Annotated in this window: 16 protein-coding genes; 1 reads left to right on the top strand and 15 read right to left on the bottom strand. The window is 54.1% G+C overall.

Annotation, left to right across the window (positions count from 1 at the left end; genetic code table 11):
• Positions 1-2: 2 nt before the first annotated feature.
• The 9 genes from mrdB to leuS form a co-directional block, all read right to left on the bottom strand.
• Complete coding sequence (gene mrdB / locus FE839_RS10190; RefSeq protein WP_138360709.1) at positions 3-1,115, bottom strand: peptidoglycan glycosyltransferase MrdB; 1,113 nt, start codon at positions 1,113-1,115, stop codon at positions 3-5.
• Positions 1,115-3,016 carry a peptidoglycan DD-transpeptidase MrdA gene (gene mrdA / locus FE839_RS10185; RefSeq protein ID WP_138360708.1) on the bottom strand — a complete coding sequence of 634 codons (1,902 nt, stop codon included), beginning with the start codon at positions 3,014-3,016 and terminating at the stop codon, positions 1,115-1,117. The genes mrdB and mrdA overlap by 1 nt, the downstream gene beginning before the upstream one ends.
• Positions 3,017-3,043: 27 nt before the next feature.
• Positions 3,044-3,511, bottom strand: coding sequence for a 23S rRNA (pseudouridine(1915)-N(3))-methyltransferase RlmH (rlmH, locus tag FE839_RS10180; protein ID WP_138360707.1), 468 nt, complete (start codon positions 3,509-3,511; stop codon positions 3,044-3,046).
• 3 nt (positions 3,512-3,514) lie between these two features.
• Positions 3,515-3,832, bottom strand: coding sequence for a ribosome silencing factor (gene rsfS, locus FE839_RS10175; RefSeq protein WP_138360706.1), 318 nt, complete (start codon positions 3,830-3,832; stop codon positions 3,515-3,517).
• Between the two features lie 380 nt (positions 3,833-4,212).
• Positions 4,213-4,842 (bottom strand): adenosylcobalamin/alpha-ribazole phosphatase, encoded by a 630-nt coding sequence (locus tag FE839_RS10170; RefSeq protein WP_138360705.1) that lies wholly within the window; start codon positions 4,840-4,842, stop codon positions 4,213-4,215.
• Positions 4,843-4,888: 46 nt separating this feature from the next.
• On the bottom strand, positions 4,889-5,539 hold the full coding sequence (gene nadD, locus FE839_RS10165) for a nicotinate-nucleotide adenylyltransferase (protein ID WP_171034860.1): 651 nt from the start codon (positions 5,537-5,539) through the stop codon (positions 4,889-4,891).
• The gene (holA, locus tag FE839_RS10160; RefSeq protein ID WP_138360703.1) at positions 5,532-6,563 is read right to left on the bottom strand and encodes a DNA polymerase III subunit delta; all 1,032 of its coding nucleotides are present in this window, start codon (positions 6,561-6,563) and stop codon (positions 5,532-5,534) included. Before holA ends, nadD begins: the two co-directional genes overlap by 8 nt.
• On the bottom strand, positions 6,563-7,153 hold the full coding sequence (lptE, locus tag FE839_RS10155; RefSeq protein WP_138360702.1) for an LPS assembly lipoprotein LptE: 591 nt from the start codon (positions 7,151-7,153) through the stop codon (positions 6,563-6,565). Before lptE ends, holA begins: the two co-directional genes overlap by 1 nt.
• 14 nt (positions 7,154-7,167) lie before the next feature.
• On the bottom strand, positions 7,168-9,750 hold the full coding sequence (leuS, locus tag FE839_RS10150; RefSeq protein ID WP_138360701.1) for a leucine--tRNA ligase: 2,583 nt from the start codon (positions 9,748-9,750) through the stop codon (positions 7,168-7,170).
• Positions 9,751-9,977: 227 nt separating this feature from the next.
• On the opposite strand from leuS, the gene FE839_RS10145 reads away from it, so the two are divergent.
• Complete coding sequence (locus FE839_RS10145; RefSeq protein ID WP_138360700.1) at positions 9,978-10,460, top strand: zinc ribbon-containing protein; 483 nt, start codon at positions 9,978-9,980, stop codon at positions 10,458-10,460.
• 94 nt (positions 10,461-10,554) lie between these two features.
• Here FE839_RS10145 and FE839_RS10140 read toward each other — a convergent pair whose 3' ends face one another.
• The 6 genes from FE839_RS10140 to corC all read right to left on the bottom strand — a co-directional run bounded on the left by FE839_RS10140 (position 10,555) and on the right by corC (position 16,576).
• Complete coding sequence (locus FE839_RS10140) at positions 10,555-11,280, bottom strand: amino acid ABC transporter ATP-binding protein (RefSeq protein ID WP_138360699.1); 726 nt, start codon at positions 11,278-11,280, stop codon at positions 10,555-10,557.
• Complete coding sequence (gltK, locus tag FE839_RS10135) at positions 11,280-11,954, bottom strand: glutamate/aspartate ABC transporter permease GltK (protein WP_138360698.1); 675 nt, start codon at positions 11,952-11,954, stop codon at positions 11,280-11,282. The genes FE839_RS10140 and gltK overlap by 1 nt, the downstream gene beginning before the upstream one ends.
• Positions 11,954-12,694 carry an amino acid ABC transporter permease gene (locus tag FE839_RS10130; RefSeq protein WP_138360697.1) on the bottom strand — a complete coding sequence of 247 codons (741 nt, stop codon included), beginning with the start codon at positions 12,692-12,694 and terminating at the stop codon, positions 11,954-11,956. Before FE839_RS10130 ends, gltK begins: the two co-directional genes overlap by 1 nt.
• A 163-nt stretch (positions 12,695-12,857) precedes the next feature.
• Positions 12,858-13,769 carry an amino acid ABC transporter substrate-binding protein gene (locus FE839_RS10125; protein ID WP_138360696.1) on the bottom strand — a complete coding sequence of 304 codons (912 nt, stop codon included), beginning with the start codon at positions 13,767-13,769 and terminating at the stop codon, positions 12,858-12,860.
• Between the two features lie 367 nt (positions 13,770-14,136).
• Positions 14,137-15,675, bottom strand: a complete 1,539-nt coding sequence (lnt, locus tag FE839_RS10120; RefSeq protein WP_138360695.1) for an apolipoprotein N-acyltransferase — start codon at positions 15,673-15,675, stop codon at positions 14,137-14,139.
• Positions 15,676-15,697: 22 nt separating this feature from the next.
• Positions 15,698-16,576, bottom strand: a complete 879-nt coding sequence (gene corC / locus FE839_RS10115; protein ID WP_004130445.1) for a CNNM family magnesium/cobalt transport protein CorC — start codon at positions 16,574-16,576, stop codon at positions 15,698-15,700.
• Between the last annotated feature and the right edge of the window lie 87 nt (positions 16,577-16,663).

Below are 16,663 nucleotides of genomic sequence, written 5' to 3'. Positions count from 1 at the left end.
CCTTAAACGCTTTTCGACAACATTTTTCTGTGAGTATGGATCGACATGACGATACCAAACCCGGCCATCAATACGATTAGGGCAGAGCCCCCGTAGCTCACCAGCGGCAAAGGTACCCCCACCACGGGTAAAATACCACTCACCATACCAATATTTACGAAGACATAAACGAATAAAATCAACATTAAACCACCGGCCATGACCCGGCCAAAGGTGGTTTGCGCTTGGGCGGCAATCCATAAACCGCGCATAATAAGCAAAATATACAATGCCAGCAGAACCAGCACGCCGATCAACCCCAGTTCTTCCGCCAGGACGGCAAAGATAAAATCCGTATGACGTTCTGGCAAGAACTCCAGCTGCGACTGAGTGCCATGTAACCAGCCTTTACCGCGCAGTCCACCGGAACCAATGGCGATTTTCGACTGAATAATGTGGTAGCCGGCGCCGAGTGGATCGGTTTCCGGATCGAGTAACATCATCACCCGCTGTCGCTGATAATCATGCATCAGGAAGAACCACAGGATCGGAATAAAGGCAGCCACCAGCACGACGGCAATTCCGATCAGACGCCAGCTCAGACCGGCCAGGAACAGCACGAAGAGGCCGGACAGCGCAATCAGAATGGAGGTCCCGAGATCGGGCTGGGCAGCCACCAGCAGCGTCGGCAGGAAAATCAGCACCAGTGCGATGGCGGTATTCTTTAACGACGGCGGACAAATATCGCGGTTAATAAAGCGTGCAACCATCAGGGGGACTGCAATTTTAGCGATTTCCGAGGGCTGGAAACGGACAATCCCCAGATCGAGCCATCGTTGCGCCCCTTTGGAGATAGCGCCGAAGGCATCAACCGCCACCAGAAGGATAATGCATAAAATATAAAGGTAGGGGGCCCAACCTTCATAGACTCGCGGCGGAATTTGCGCCATGACGATCAGGATAACGATACCCATGGCAATCTGGCCGATTTTACGCTCCATCATACCGATATCCTGACCGCTGGCGCTCCAGATGACCAGTGCGCTGTAGGTCAGCAGCGCCAGCAGAATAAGCAGCATAGTGGGATCGATATGAATTTTATCCCAGAGCGATTTTTTGTTCGGACTATCGGTCATTATTGATCCTCTCCAGCCGTCACTGCCGGATTTTCATTCGGCAGATTGGTGTTGTTATCGCCCAGCATAATATGATCGAGAATCTGGCGCATTATGGTCCCCACTGCCGGGCCCGCGCCGCCGTTCTCAAGAATAATGGCAACGGCAACCTGGGGATTGTTATAAGGCGCGAACGCGGTCATCAGTTTATGGTCGCGCAGGCGTTCGGCGATTCTGTGCGCGTTATAGGTTTCATTGGCTTTCAGGCCAAAGACCTGAGCGGTGCCCGATTTGGCGGCAATTTTATATGGCGCGCTGGCGAAATATTTATGCGCGGTCCCGTTGTTACGGTTGGCTACGCCAAACATTCCGTCTTTAGCGATTTCCCAAAAACCAGAATGAATATCGCCCACCGGCGGTTCATGTGGCTGCACCCAGGGAACGGGGTTGCCGTTTTCTATCGTGCTTTGCAGCAGGTGCGGTACTTTAACAACGCCATCGTTAATCAGAATCATCAGCGCTTTGTTCATCTGAATGGGGGTGGCGGTCCAGTAGCCCTGACCGATGCCGACAGGGATGGTATCGCCCTGATACCAGGGCTTTTTAAAGCGCTTGAGCTTCCATTCCCGGGTTGGCATATTGCCGGAACGCTCTTCTGCCAGATCAACGCCGGTATAGTGACCATAGCCGAATTTGCTCATCCATTCCGACAGACGATCGATACCCATATCATAGGCGACCTGATAGAAGTAGGTATCGGCGGACTCTTCCAGCGCTTTAGTGACGTTCAGGTGACCGTGGCCCCATTTTTTCCAGTCGCGATAGCGTTTTTCCGAGCCGGGGAGCTGCCACCAGCCGGGGTCGAACAGGCTGGTATTGCGGGTAATGACGCCGGCGCTGAGCGCCGACACGGCGACGTATGGCTTAACCGTCGATGCAGGCGGGTAAACCCCTTGTGTGGCGCGGTTGACCAGCGGCGTGTTTGGATCGTTAAGTAACCCGGAATAGTCCTTACTGGAGATGCCATCAACGAACAGATTGGGATCGTAACTGGGCGTCGAGACCAGCGCGAGGATGGCGCCGGTACGCGGGTCCGTCACGACCACGGCCGCGCGGCTACCGGCGAGCAGCGTTTCGATATATTGCTGTAGTTTCAGGTCGAGCGTTAAATAGATATCGCGCCCCGCCTGCGGAGGAACCTCTTTGAGCTGGCGAATCACGCGACCGCGGTTGTTAACCTCGACCTCTTCATAACCCGTCTGACCATGCAGGATATCTTCGTAATAGCGCTCAATCCCCAGCTTTCCAATGTCGTGCGTTGAGGCGTAGTTAGCCAGCTTTCCCTCTTTGTCCAGACGATCGACGTCTTTATCGTTAATTTTCGAGACGTAGCCGATAACGTGGGTCAGGGCGGAGTTATAGGGATAGTAGCGACGTTTATAGCCTTTGACTTCAACGCCGGGAAACCGGTACTGGTTAACCGCGAAACGGGCGACCTGAACCTCGTTAAGGTTGACTTTCACCGGAATGGAGGTGAAGCGATGGGCGCGCGCGCGCTCTTTTTTAAAGTTCGCCACATCGTCATCGGTCAAATCGATAACGTCGCGCAGCTCATCCAGCGTTTGCTGAACGTTGTCGACCTTTTCCGGCATCATCTCCAGTTGGTAAATGGTACGATTAATTGCCAGCGGCGTGCCGTTGCGATCGTAGATAATGCCGCGGGTCGGTGGAATAGGCACCAGCTTGATGCGGTTTTCGTTTGAGCGTGTCTGATAGTCGGTATAACGCACAATTTGCACGTTATAGAGGTTGGCGATCAGCACGCCGGTAAGCAGTAAAATCCCCAAAAAAGCGACCAGCGCCCGGCGCATGAACAGCGAGGATTCAGCCGTATAATCGCGGAAAGAATTCTGTAATTTCATTCGCTGCTTAGTCTGCCATGGTCATCATTACTCACGGTGGTATGGGTGGTTGGTGGTAATGCTCCACGCCCGATAGAGACTCTCAGCCACCAGTACGCGAACCAGCGGATGAGGCAACGTGAGCGTTGAGAGCGACCAACTTTGTTCCGCCGCTGCTTTGCAGGCGGGTGAAAGACCTTCCGGGCCGCCGATAAGCAGGCTGACATCGCGGCCATCCTGTTTCCAGCGTTCCAGTTCACGCGCCAGTTGCGGCGTATCCCACGGTTTCCCGGGGATATCCAGGGTGACGATGCGATTTTTGCCTGCGGCCGCCAGCATCATTTCGCCTTCTTTTTCAAGAATGCGCTTGATATCGGCATTTTTGCCGCGTTTGCCGGCGGGGATTTCCACCAGTTCGAGCGGAATATCTTTTGGAAAACGGCGCAGATATTCGCTAAAGCCGGTCTGAACCCAATCCGGCATTTTGGTGCCAACGGCCACCAGCTGCAGCTTCACGCATTAACTCCAGAGTTTTTCCAGCTCGTACAGACGACGGCTCTCTTCCTGCATGACGTGAACCATAACGTCGCCAAGATCCACAACAATCCAGTCCGCAGAGGCTTCGCCTTCAACGCCCAGCGGCAGCATACCGGCGGCGCGCGACTCCTGGACAACGTGATCGGCGATGGACATCACGTGGCGCGTGGATGTGCCGGTGCAGATAACCATGCAATCTGTAATGCTGGATTTGCCATGTACGTCAATGGCAACGATGTCCTGACCTTTCAGGTCATCAATTTTGTCGATAACAAAATCCTGGAGTGCTTTACCCTGCAAGAGTTCCCCCTGGGTGTGTGAAGAGTGATAACAATAAACAATTCGCTAGTATACCCGAACGGGTGGCAACGTCGGGATATAACCATCATATTTCATGCAGCATGGGCGCTGGTTGCGGTGACCCGGGACATTCCCGAACCTCGTCTTAATCGGCTGCTGCAGGCTGCGTTCAAATCCGTTCCAGGCGCATTTTTCGTTCTGTCGCCGCCTTTATGCAACACGAATGTTTCCGGGGCTAAATGGCGGTAAACAGGCGGTGAAGGCGGCTATCATCCCATCCATCACCGATGATTGCATCGCCATTTTTGTAAAACAATTTCTGCAACGTTCAAATGGCTGATGCAGCCTGGCTGCGGAGAATAACAGCCTGCTTTGCTCTGTCAATGGTCTGCGCGCAATTCTTCTTCCGCCAGCCAGACGGCCTGGCTATTTAGTACGCGCAGCGTAGCGAAATCAGGCTGCAGATCGACAAGGCTCCATGCGCCTTGTTCAACAGGGAAGTGCCACATAGCCGCCGACGGCATGTCGAGCAACAGGGCAATTAACAGGCTAAGAACCCCCTGATGACCGACTATCAGCAGATGCTCAAGTTGCCGATATTGTGCAAGGGTAGCGGTAAAACCGGAAACTCGCCGGGCAAATGCCTGAAAACTTTCGCCATTGGTTGGTGCCGCATGCTGCCAGTCTGCACACCATGCAGCGTAATTTTCCGCATCTTCACGTTGTAAATCGCGATGATGACGCATTTCCCAGTCGCCAAAGAACATCTCATTGAGTTCAGGAAAAGCCTGACAGGGGATATCTCGCTCGCCAAGTAGCAGGCTGGCCGTATGCTGAGTACGCTCAAGTTCACTGTAGAACACGTGCTGAAAAGGAACGTCCTGTAGCCGCTGCCCCAGCGTTCTGGCCTGACTGATACCACGTTTGGTTAACGATGTGGGCGCATGCCCGCTATAGAGGCCCGCGACGTTAGCCTCGGTTTCTCCATGACGAACCAACCACAATTTCATGATGACCTCCCTGACAGGAGTCTGAACGACGTCTCCTGTTTCCGGGTTAGCAATAGAGTTTTTGCTCACGGATATAGTCAAGTACGGCTTCCGGCAGCATATCTGAGCAGGATTCACCGTTCTCAAGGCGCTGGCGAATAATGGTCGCCGAAATATCAAACCACGGCGTTTCAGCCAGGTAGATAACGCCCGCCGGGCGGTTATGCAGCCTTTCGACGTCATAGGTGAGATGCTTATCCAGCCAGCGCTGATCCTGCGCGTTCGCCATGGTTAACGGGTAACCAGGGCGACGACAAACGATCAAATGAACATGATCAAGAATGCTGCTGTAGTCATGCCAGGTGGTAAAGGTAAGCAGCGAATCCTGACCAATAATAAAAGCCAGCGGCCGCTTCGGCCCCTGTTCCTGACGCCATTCGCGCAGAGTTTGCGCGGAGTATGACGGCGTATCGCGCTCAAGTTCGCGCTCGTCCAGAATAAACAGCGGTTTGTCGGCAATAGCCAGCGCCAGCATACGTAGACGTTGTTCGCTGGTGGCTTCGGGCTGCGGACGGTGTGGCGGCACATTATTCGGCACAATGATGACTTTATTGAGGCCGATTTGGTTGGCCAGAATTTCTACCGGTTTAAGGTGACCGTAATGCACCGGATCGAAGGTGCCACCGTACATCGCCTGTAATTGATTCATATCAACCATCAATAAAAACGTCTGCCAGCGCCTTGTGGCAGAGCAACAAAGAGAGACTTTCCAGTTCGGGCCAGACGGCGTGCCCGTAATCCTGCTTGAAGGTGAGTTCCGCACGGGTCAATAAAGTGACGGCCTGGCGTAGCTGGTCGGCGCTGAGGCGGCTGAGCGCGTCGCTGACCAGCGGTCGCCGGTTTTGCCATACCCGATGCTTATCAAACAGCGCGCGCAGTGGCGTATGGGCCGATTGTCGTTTCAACTGTACCAGCAGCAGTAGTTCACGCTGCAGGGTCCGTAGCAGAATGGCCGGTTCGCAGCCTTCTAAACGCAACTGTTGCAGTATGTGCAGGACGCGCTTACTTTTGCCCGCCAGCAGCGCATCGACCCAGTGGTAAGGCGTGAAATGCGCCGCATCGTTCACTGCCTGCTCAACGCGGGGTAAGGTGAGTTTCCCGTCCGGCCACAGTAGCGACAGACGCTCCAGCGCCTGTGCCAGGGCCAGCAGATTACCTTCATAGCAGTAGCACAGAAGCTGGCTGGCGGCGTCATCAAGCTGCAGATCATGACGCTGCGCGCGCGCGGCGAGCCAGCGCGGCAGTTGGGCATACTCCGGCGTCTGACAGCTGACCTGCACCGCCCGGCTGGTAAGTGCTGTCGCCCATGCGGCATTTTCCTGCGCTTTTGTCAGTTTATTGCCGCGAACGATCAGCAATAAATCCTCATGCAGCATACCCACAAGCGTAGCCAGCTGTTCGTTCATGGCCGCATTGGGACCGTTTTCCGGTAATATCAGCAGCAGCGTTTGACGGCTTGAAAACAGGCTCATTGCCTGACTGAGCGAGAAAAGGGCAGACCAGTCGGTACTGGCATCAAGCGTGGCGGTATGGTGTTCGATAAAGCCCTGAGCGGTAGCGGCTTCGCGTATAGCGTCCTGGCTTTCCTGCAACAGCAGCGGGTCGTTGCCAAGCAGCAAATAGGCCGCGCGCAGCCCTTCAGTGAGCTGCGCGCGGAGCTGTTCCGGGTACAACCGAATCATCAGTTACCCGACGGGGTGGAGAGACGGTTGCCGGAGGCAGAGGATGTTGAGGTCGCCTTGACCGGTTTCGCATCCGCTTTTGTGGCTTCGCTATCCGCAACCTGTACGCTCGGCAGCTTACGGATCAACTGCTCTGCCGCTTTGTCGTACATTTCCTTAATAATCATGCTCTGCTCAGCATCTTTCGCTAACGCCGCCTGCGGGTTATCGAAAAACGAACGGTAGACGGTAGTGGTAATCGGATAGATATCATGGCCCGGGATCAGCACGCTGGCTTTTACCGTCATCACCATCTGATATTCCGCGGTACGACCATCCTGGAAAATAGACGCCGTATCTTTCTGAATAGACGATGACTCCAGACGCAGGGAGGGAACATCCTGGCGTAGCGTGCTGGCATCGAGCAGCTCGACGCCATTCAAACGCAACTGATTCCGGACCGCGCGACTGAGTGGACCATTTGGATCGCTAGACTGGAAGATCATGGTTTGCATGGCACTCGGCACCTGCGTAGTGCTACGCAGATGCCAGCCGCAACCCGCAGTGATAAACACCGCCAGAGATAACAACAATGTTGTCAGATATCGCACGCTTCCTCCCGCGCTTAGCCAACGACCAGATTGAGCAGTTTACCCGGAACGTAAATCACTTTACGCACGGTCACACCGTCGAGATATTTCGCCACCAGATGTTCCTGGGCTGCACGCTCACGCACCTGCTCTTCGCTTGCATCCACCGCAACGGTAATTTTACCACGTACTTTACCATTGACCTGGACCACGACCAGCGTGGTGTCCTCAACCATCGCGCTTTCATCCGCGACCGGCCACGGCGCGTTGTCGATATCGCCTTCACCGCCCAGCTCCTGCCACAGGGTAAAGCTGGCATGCGGCGTGAACGGGTTGAGCATTCGCACCACGGCAAGCAGGGCTTCCCGCATCAGCGCACGATCCTGTTCGTTTTCCTGCGGCGCTTTCGCCAGTTTGTTCATCAGCTCCATAATTGCCGCAATCGCGGTATTGAAGGTCTGACGGCGACCAATATCATCGGTCACTTTGGCGATGGTTTTGTGTACGTCGCGACGCAGCGCTTTTTGATCTTCGCTCAATGCGTTTGCATCAAGCGCAACGACATCGCCTGTGGCAAGGTGTTCATAGATCAGTTTCCATACGCGTTTCAGGAAGCGGTTGGCCCCTTCCACGCCGGACTCCTGCCACTCCAGCGTCATATCCGCCGGCGAGGCGAACATCATAAACAGACGAACGGTGTCCGCGCCGTAACGTTCAACCATCTCCTGCGGATCGATACCGTTATTTTTCGACTTGGACATCTTGCTCATGCCGGTATACACCAGCTCATGGCCTGCGGCGTCTTTGGCTTTCACGATCCGGCCTTTCTCGTCGCGCTCAACGAGCGCGTCTTTCGGTGAAACCCAGTTACGCTCGCCGTTTTCTCCGACGTAGTAGAAGGAATCCGCCAGTACCATCCCCTGGCACAGCAGCTGTTTAGCCGGTTCGTCGGAGTTAACCATACCGGCATCGCGCATCAGTTTGTGGAAGAAGCGGAAGTAGAGCAGGTGCATAATGGCGTGCTCAATACCGCCAATGTAAATGTCGACCGGCAGCCAGTAGTTCGCCGCTTTCGGGTCCAGCATTCCCTGATCATACTGCGGGCAGGTGTAGCGCGCGTAGTACCAGGACGATTCCATAAAGGTATCGAAGGTGTCGGTTTCGCGCAGCGCAGGCTGGCCGTTAACGGTGGTTTTCGCCCACTCAGGATCGGCTTTAATTGGGCTGGTGATACCGTCCATCACGACATCTTCCGGCAAAATCACCGGCAGTTGATCTTCTGGCGTCGGCAGCACGGTACCGTCTTCCAGCGTGACCATCGGGATCGGTGCGCCCCAGTAGCGCTGACGGGAAACGCCCCAGTCGCGCAGGCGGTAATTGACTTTACGTTTACCCACCCCGAGGGAAGCCAGCTTATCCGCGATGGCGTTGAAACCTGCTTCATGATCCAGACCGCTGAACTCGCCAGAGTTAAACAGTACGCCTTTATCGGTCATCGCCTGAGCGGAGAGATCCGGTTCGCTACCGTCAGCGGCAAGGATAACCGGCTTGATGTTCAGTCCGTACTTGCTGGCAAACTCATAGTCGCGCTGATCGTGGCCCGGAACAGCCATTACCGCACCGGTACCGTACTCCATCAGGACGAAGTTCGCCGCCCACACCGGGATGGTTTCGCCCGTCAGCGGATGAATCGCTTTGTAGCCGGTATCAATGCCTTTTTTCTCCATCGTCGCCATATCCGCTTCGGCTACTTTGGTATTTTTGCATTCGTCGATAAACGCCGCCAGCGCGGGGTTCCCGGCAGCCGCCTGCTGCGCCAGCGGGTGGCCCGCCGCCACGGCCAGGTAGGTGCAACCCATGAAGGTGTCCGGGCGGGTGGTGTATACGGTCAGCTTGTCGGCATATTCGTTGACATCGAAGGAGATCTCTACCCCTTCGGAACGACCGATCCAGTTGCGCTGCATGGTTTTAACGGTATCAGGCCAGTGATCCAGATTATCCAGATCGTTCAGCAGTTCGTCTGCATAGGCGGTGATTTTGATAAACCACTGCGGGATCTCTTTGCGCTCAACTTTGGTATCGCAGCGCCAGCAGCAGCCGTCGATAACCTGCTCATTCGCCAGAACGGTCTGATCGTTCGGACACCAGTTCACCGCGGAGGTCTTTTTATACACCAGACCTTTTTTATACAGCTCAGTGAAGAACTTCTGCTCCCAGCGATAGTATTCCGGGGTGCAGGTCGCCACTTCCCGGCTCCAGTCATAGCCGAAACCCAGCTTTTTCAGCTGATTTTTCATGTAGGCGATGTTGTCATAGGTCCACGGAGCAGGGGCGGTGTTGTTCTTCACCGCCGCGCCTTCCGCAGGCAGACCAAACGCATCCCAGCCGATAGGCTGCAGCACGTTTTTACCCAGCATACGCTGGTAACGGGAAATAACGTCGCCGATGGTGTAGTTGCGCACGTGGCCCATGTGTAGTCGGCCAGAAGGATATGGAAGCATCGACAGGCAGTAATACTTCTCTTTGCTCTCGTCTTCGGTGACTTCAAATGTACGATTTTCGTCCCAGTGAAGCTGGACTTTCGATTCTATCTCTTCCGGGCGGTATTGCTCTTGCATGGCAGCCAGTGGTCCTGTTTTCAATAACAGCTACAAAATGTAGCCAATGGATGTGTTATTTCAGATCGGCATAGCATAGCCCAAACGCCAACGTCAAAACAGCCTTTCACACACTTACATGGAGGAAAGCGGCGGAGAATATTTCACGAGTCTGTGGCGTGACTTGCAGAGCCGCATGTGGATAACGTCTATTCTTAGAAGAAGTTAACCACACCGGAGGCGAAAAGATGAACAAGGTTGCTCAATTTTACCGAGAGCTGGTGTCAACGCTCAGTGAGCGGTTACGCAATGGAGAACGGGATATCGACGCGCTGGTGGAACAGGCCAGGGCAAAAATCAGTCAGTCCGGCGAGTTAACGCAGAGTGAAATCGAGAATGTTATTCGCGCCGTCAGGCGGGATCTGGAGGAGTTCGCGCTCAGTTATGAGGAGGGCCAGGAAGCGCTCAGCGACAGCGTTTTTATGCGCGTGATTAAAGAGAGCCTGTGGCAGGAGCTGGCGGATATTACGGATAAAACGCAGCTTGAGTGGCGTGAGGTATTTCAGGATCTCAGTCACCACGGCGTTTATCACAGCGGCGAAGTGGTGGGGCTGGGGAACCTGGTGTGTGAGAAGTGCCACTATCATCTGCCGATTTATACGCCGGATGTGCTGCCCCGCTGCCCAAAATGCGGCCACGATCAGTTTCAGCGTCGGCCATTTGAGCCTTAAACAGGCGGGCATTGAAGCGCCAGCATTGATCCGGGCAGGCGATACGACAAATTCGTGGTATCGCCTGTTTATTGCTTAGACGCGCGTCGCGATCTTAATGCAGAATTTTGGCGAGGAAGTCTTTCGCGCGTTCAGATTGAGGGTTAGCGAAAAACGCTTCTTTATCGGCGTCTTCGACAATTTTCCCTTCATCCATAAAGATCACCCGGTTGGCCACTTTGCGCGCGAAGCCCATTTCATGAGTGACCACCATCATGGTCATCCCTTCATTAGCCAGCTCGACCATCACGTCCAGCACTTCGTTGATCATCTCAGGATCCAGTGCTGAGGTCGGTTCATCGAACAGCATGGCGATCGGGTCCATACAGAGCGCACGAGCAATCGCGACGCGCTGCTGCTGGCCGCCGGATAGCTGTGCGGGATATTTACTGGCATGGGCAGACAGTCCTACCCGCTCCAGCAGTTTTAACCCTTTTGCGCGCGAAGAGGCTTTATCGCGATTGAGCACTTTGACCTGGGCCAGCGTCAGGTTGTCGATAATAGACAGATGCGGGAACAGCTCGAAGTGCTGGAACACCATACCAACGTGGGAGCGAAGTTTAGCAAGGTTGGTCTTTTTGTCGTTAACGGTGGTGCCGTCAACGATGATGTCACCTTGCTGTATTGGTTCCAGACCGTTAACGGTTTTAATCAGCGTGGATTTACCGGAGCCTGAAGGCCCGCAGACCACCACCACTTCGCCTTTTTTCACTTCCGTGGAGCAGTCGGTCAGCACCTGAAAGTGACCATACCATTTTGAAACGTTTTTCAGGGTAATCATTACACAGTCCTTTTCTTCAACCAGCTGACCAACAGCGATGCGCTGAGACTAATAACAAAATAAACGGCACCTGCGAACAGGATCATTTCTACCTGGGTTCCGTCACGTTCGCCAATGGTGGTGGCGGTGCGGAAGAAGTCAGCCAGGCTTAAAACGTAAACCAGCGACGTATCCTGGAACAGTACGATGCCCTGCGTCAGCAGCAGCGGCACCATGGCGCGAAACGCTTGCGGCAGAATCACCAGTTTCATGGACTGCCAGTGGGTCATGCCCAGTGCCAGCGCCGCGCTGGACTGACCGCGAGAGATACTCTGAATGCCGGCGCGAATAATCTCTGAATAGTATGCGGCTTCAAACATGGAGAAGGCGACCATCGCCGAAATCAGGCGAATGTCGGTCTTCGGCGACAGGCCCAGTACGTTTTGCAAAAAGCCGGGCACAATCAGATAAAACCACAGCAATACCATGACCAGAGGGATGGAACGGAAGACGTTGACATAGGTTTTGGCAAACCACGCCAGCGGCAGGAAGCTCGACAGGCGCATAACCGCCAGAATCGTCCCCCAGACAATGCCGATAATAATCGCCGTCACGGTGATTTTTAGGGTGATAACCAGCCCTGCCAGCAGGTATGGCATTGAGGGAATAATGGAACTCCAGTCAAAATCGTACATTATTTGCCCCCCATATTGCCCGGCAGGCGGACCTTACGTTCGACCACATACATAGCCAGCATAATTACGGCGTTGATAAAAACGTAGGCCAGGGTGATCGCGGTAAACGACTCCCAGGCGTGGGCCGAGTAATCCAGCAGTTTACCGGCCTGCGCGGCCATATCAGCAAGCCCTATCGTGGATGCGATGGCCGAGTTTTTCACCAGGTTCATCATTTCAGAAGTCATCGGCGGGACGATAACCCGGTAGGCGTTGGGCAGCAGGACGTAGCGATAGGTTTGCGGCAGCGTCAGTCCCATTGCCAGACCGGCATTTTTTTGTCCGCGCGGCAGCGATTGGATACCAGAGCGGACCTGTTCGCAGACGCGTGCCGCGGTAAATAACCCCAGGCACAGCATGGAAGAGACGAAGAATTGAATATTCGGGTCCAGCTCGGCCTTAAACCACATACCAATGTTTTCCGGCAGCAGTTCCGGGACGACCAGATACCAGGTAAAGAACTGTACGATAAGCGGGACATTACGAAAGAACTCAACGTAACAGGTACCGATCATCGATAGCAGGCGATTAGGGACGGTGCGTAAAATACCGAATAACGAACCGACGAAGAAGGCGATAATCCAGGCCGTTATCGACAGTGCGACGGTAACCTGAAAGCCACTCCAGAGCCAGCCTAAATAGGTTGTGTTGCCGAATGGGGCCTGTTGCAGGAATATTCCCCAGTTCCAGTCTATTGACATAAATAACTCCTGGAAAAAAAGGGTAGCAGCGCTACCCTCGAAGATCATTGCTCAGCTTGTTTCGGTATTCGCGGCGGCTGGGGAACGACCAGCCGCCGTATAGTCTGTCCGTACTGTAACAACGATCGGGAGGGCAGGATTTTCCCGCCCCTTGTTTTTGTAATTAGTTAAGAGCTTTATCGTTAGGTGATTTGAACAGCGCTTTCATATCTGAAGAGAGTTCGAAGTTCATGTTCAGGTTCTTCGGCGGAATGGGGTTTTTGAACCACTTATCGAACCATTTCTCGGCTTCGCCAGAGGTCTGGGCGTGGGCAACGGTCTCGTCAACCAGCGCTTTGAACTGCGGATCGTCTTTACGCAGCATACAGCCGTAAGCTTCCTGAGACTGTGGTGTGCCGACAATCTCCCAGTTATCCGGCTTTTTCGCCTTCGCGCGTTCGCCGGCCAGCAGAGCATCATCCATCATAAAAGCCACCGCGCGACCGCTTTCGAGGGTTCGGAAGGAGTCACCGTGATCTTTTGCACTGATAATGCGCATGTTCATTTTTTTCTCGTCATTCAGCTTGTGCAGCAGAATTTCAGATGTGGTGCCCGACGTTACGACGACAGCTTTACCTTTCAGGTCGGCGAAGTCTTTAATCGGCCCGCCTTTTTTCACCAACAGGCGCGTGCCGACGACGAAAATCGTGTCGGAGAAGGCGACTTGTTTTTGCCGTTCCAGGTTATTGGTGGTGGAGCCGCATTCGAAATCGTAGGTGCCGTTTTGCAGCAGCGGGATGCGGTTTTGCGAGGTGATGGGGATCAGTTTCACATCAAGGTCAGGCTTGTTCAGCTTCTTCTTGATGGCATCAACAATCGCATTGGAGTAGTCCTGCGAGTAGCCTACGACCTGCTGCTTGTTGTCATAGTAAGAGAACGGAACGGATGATTCACGATGACCGACGACGACAACGCCGTTTTTGGCAATTTTATCCAGAGTACTCTGACCTGCTGCTGGCGCAGTATCTTCTGCATGTGCCGCACTGGCGGTCAGACCCATGACCAGCATTGCTGCGGCCAGTTTACGTAATTGCATATCGGACTCCTTATCCTTAGCGTCACCGGACGCTATTGATACCCATTGTGAATGTGTGTGCTGTTATCGCTGCCGTCTTTGCGTGCAGCATTTGTATGTGTTTGTTAGCATTTAGTTTGGCTTAATGTAAAGATTTTGCTCTTATATTGTTGATTTTTGCGAAGTGCGCCGCACCATTTAAAGGCAAAAAAGCTTCACTGCACCAAACTTGAGCATGTCATTGCCTCTTGATGGTGCAACCGGGTTGTACCACCGGGGATCACGTTGCTACATAGATTTATTAAGCAATGTCCATGCCAATAAAGCAGGGAAGACGGGAGGAACCGCAGCGACACAGGCCGCTGCGGTGGCAGAGAACAAGGGGGAATTATTGACGGCGCTGGCGCAGGCTCATTAGCAGCGCGCCGAATCCAAACAGGACAGTGAGCGCCCACAGCGGCCAGTTTCCGGTTCGGGCGTATGGCGTCAGGCCGGAAGTGGGCGTCACTTTGGTCGTCAAGACGGCGCGGGTAAACTGGGGGAGCATATCCTGAATTTCGCCGCGCGGGCCGATGACCGCGGTAATGCCGTTATTTGTGCTGCGCAACAGCGGGCGGGCCAGCTCCAGCGCGCGCATCCGCGCCATCTGGAAGTGCTGCCACGGGCCGATAGATTTCCCGAACCAGGCATCGTTGGAGATGGTCAACAGAAAATCAGTATCCGGGCGGAAGTTATCCCGTACCTGCTCGCCAAGAATAATTTCATAGCAGATCGCCGCCGTCAGACGCAAATTGTGCGCCACCAACTGAGGCTGCAGGTAAGGCCCGCGGCTGAAGGAGGACATTGGCAGGTCAAAGAACGGGGCCAGCGGACGCAGAATAGATTCCAGCGGCACAAATTCGCCAAACGGCACCAGATGGTTCTTATTGTAGCGATCCTTTGAGTCGTAGCTGTAGGGGTTATCTTTACCCAGCGTGATGATGGAGTTGTAGGTATCGTAGCGATTGTGCTGATTCAGGCGCGAATCGACGATACCGGTGATCAGCGAACTGTTTTTCGCGCGCATCAGGTCGTCCATCATGCTCAGAAAACGCTGCTGATTGATTTCCAGATCGGGAATAGCGGATTCCGGCCAGATGATTAACTGTGATTTACCCATATGCGGCTGGGTGAGATCCAGATAGGTTTTCAGCGTATTGATTAACTGATCCGGATCCCATTTCATCGCCTGTGGAATATCGCCCTGTACCAGCGAAACTTCGGTTGCCCGTGCCGGCAGCAACTGATACCACTGAATGTAGCGCAGCGGGAAGGGCAGCGCGAACAGCACCGCGGCGGTAATCAGCGCTTTCACGTTACGCTGCACGATAGCCAGCGTCAGCAGGCCGCTGACCACCATCAGCAGGAAGCTAATTGCCTCGACGCCCATCACCGGGGCGAGACCTTTTAGCGGGCCGTCAATCTGGCTATAGCCAAACTGCAGCCACGGAAAACCGGTTAATACCCAGCCACGCAGGAATTCGCTAATTTGCCATACCACCGGCGCGGCGACAGCGACGCGTATCCAGCTGGTTTTCGGCCACAGGCGCGAAAGGATCCCGGCGAATAACCCGGTATAAAGTGAAAGATACGCGGCCAGCAGAACCACCAGGAAAACGTTGACCGGCCCCGGCATCCCGCCGAACTGCGCAATACTGACGTAGACCCAGTGAATACCGGAACCAAACAGCCCCAGTCCCCAGAAATAACCGATCCAGGCGCTTTGCAGCGGACGACGATTAAGGGTTAAACCTTGTAGGCCCATTAGCGAAATAATCGCCGCGGGCCAGACGTCATAAGGTGAAAAAGCCAGCGTTCCGCTGGCTCCGAATAACAGCGCCAGCAACAGACGTATGCGCTGGCGTTCAAGAAGAGAGGCAAATACCATTTAGGTTAATCGTCCCGGTGGTTTAGTCTTCCAGTTTCGGCTGTGGCGCATCATCAGGAAGCTTTACATGTACCTGAATAATACGTCGACTGTCAGCCATTGCGACCTTGAATTGGTAACCATCAATGTCGATAGATTCGCCGCGGGCGGGCAGATGACCAAACGCCTGCATCACGAGGCCGCCGATGGTATCAACTTCTTCATCGCTAAAGTGGGTGCCGTAGGCTTCGTTGAAGTCTTCGATGGAGGCCAGCGCCCGCACCGTCCAGGTATGGCGGCTCAACTGACGAAAATCGATATCTTCTTCTTCGTCGTATTCGTCTTCTATTTCGCCGACGATCAGCTCAAGGATGTCTTCAATGGTTACCAGGCCTGAGACGCCGCCGAACTCATCGATAACGATAGCCATATGATAACGCTGGGAGCGGAACTCTTTCAGCATGCGGTCAACCCGCTTGCTTTCAGGCACGACAACCGCCGGACGCAACACTTTTTCCATGCTGAAGGCTTCGGCATCGCTGCGCATAAACGGCAGCAGATCTTTGGCCATCAAAATCCCTTCAATGTGATCTTTATCTTCGCTGATCACCGGGAAACGCGAGTGCGCGGATTCGATGATCACATCGAGGCATTCGTCAAGCGTCTGATTGCGTTTCAGGGTGATCATCTGTGAGCGGGGGATCATAATATCGCGGACGCGCTGGTCGGCGATGTCCATTACCCCTTCGAGCATATCGCGCGTATCTTCGTCGATAAGATCGTTTTGCCCGGAATCACGGATCAGCGCCAGCAGTTCATCACGATTCTTGGGTTCACCGTGAAAAAGCTGGCTGAGTAAGAGGGAGAAAAATCCCTTTTTGCTGTTTACTGTGTCGCTACTGTGTGAATTGTCGTCGCTCATGGCGTCGTATGGGTTCTCATGTTAGTTAAATCGTCGCTCGTCACGCGTATACTCAGCGCCCGGCATAGCGGCCAGTCGCCGGCAAAG

Source organism: Klebsiella indica, assembly GCF_005860775.1.
Taxonomy (GTDB): Bacteria; Pseudomonadota; Gammaproteobacteria; order Enterobacterales; family Enterobacteriaceae; genus Klebsiella; species Klebsiella indica.
Note: the sequence above shows the minus strand (reverse complement) of the source record. Positions and strands in the feature narration are given on the sequence as shown.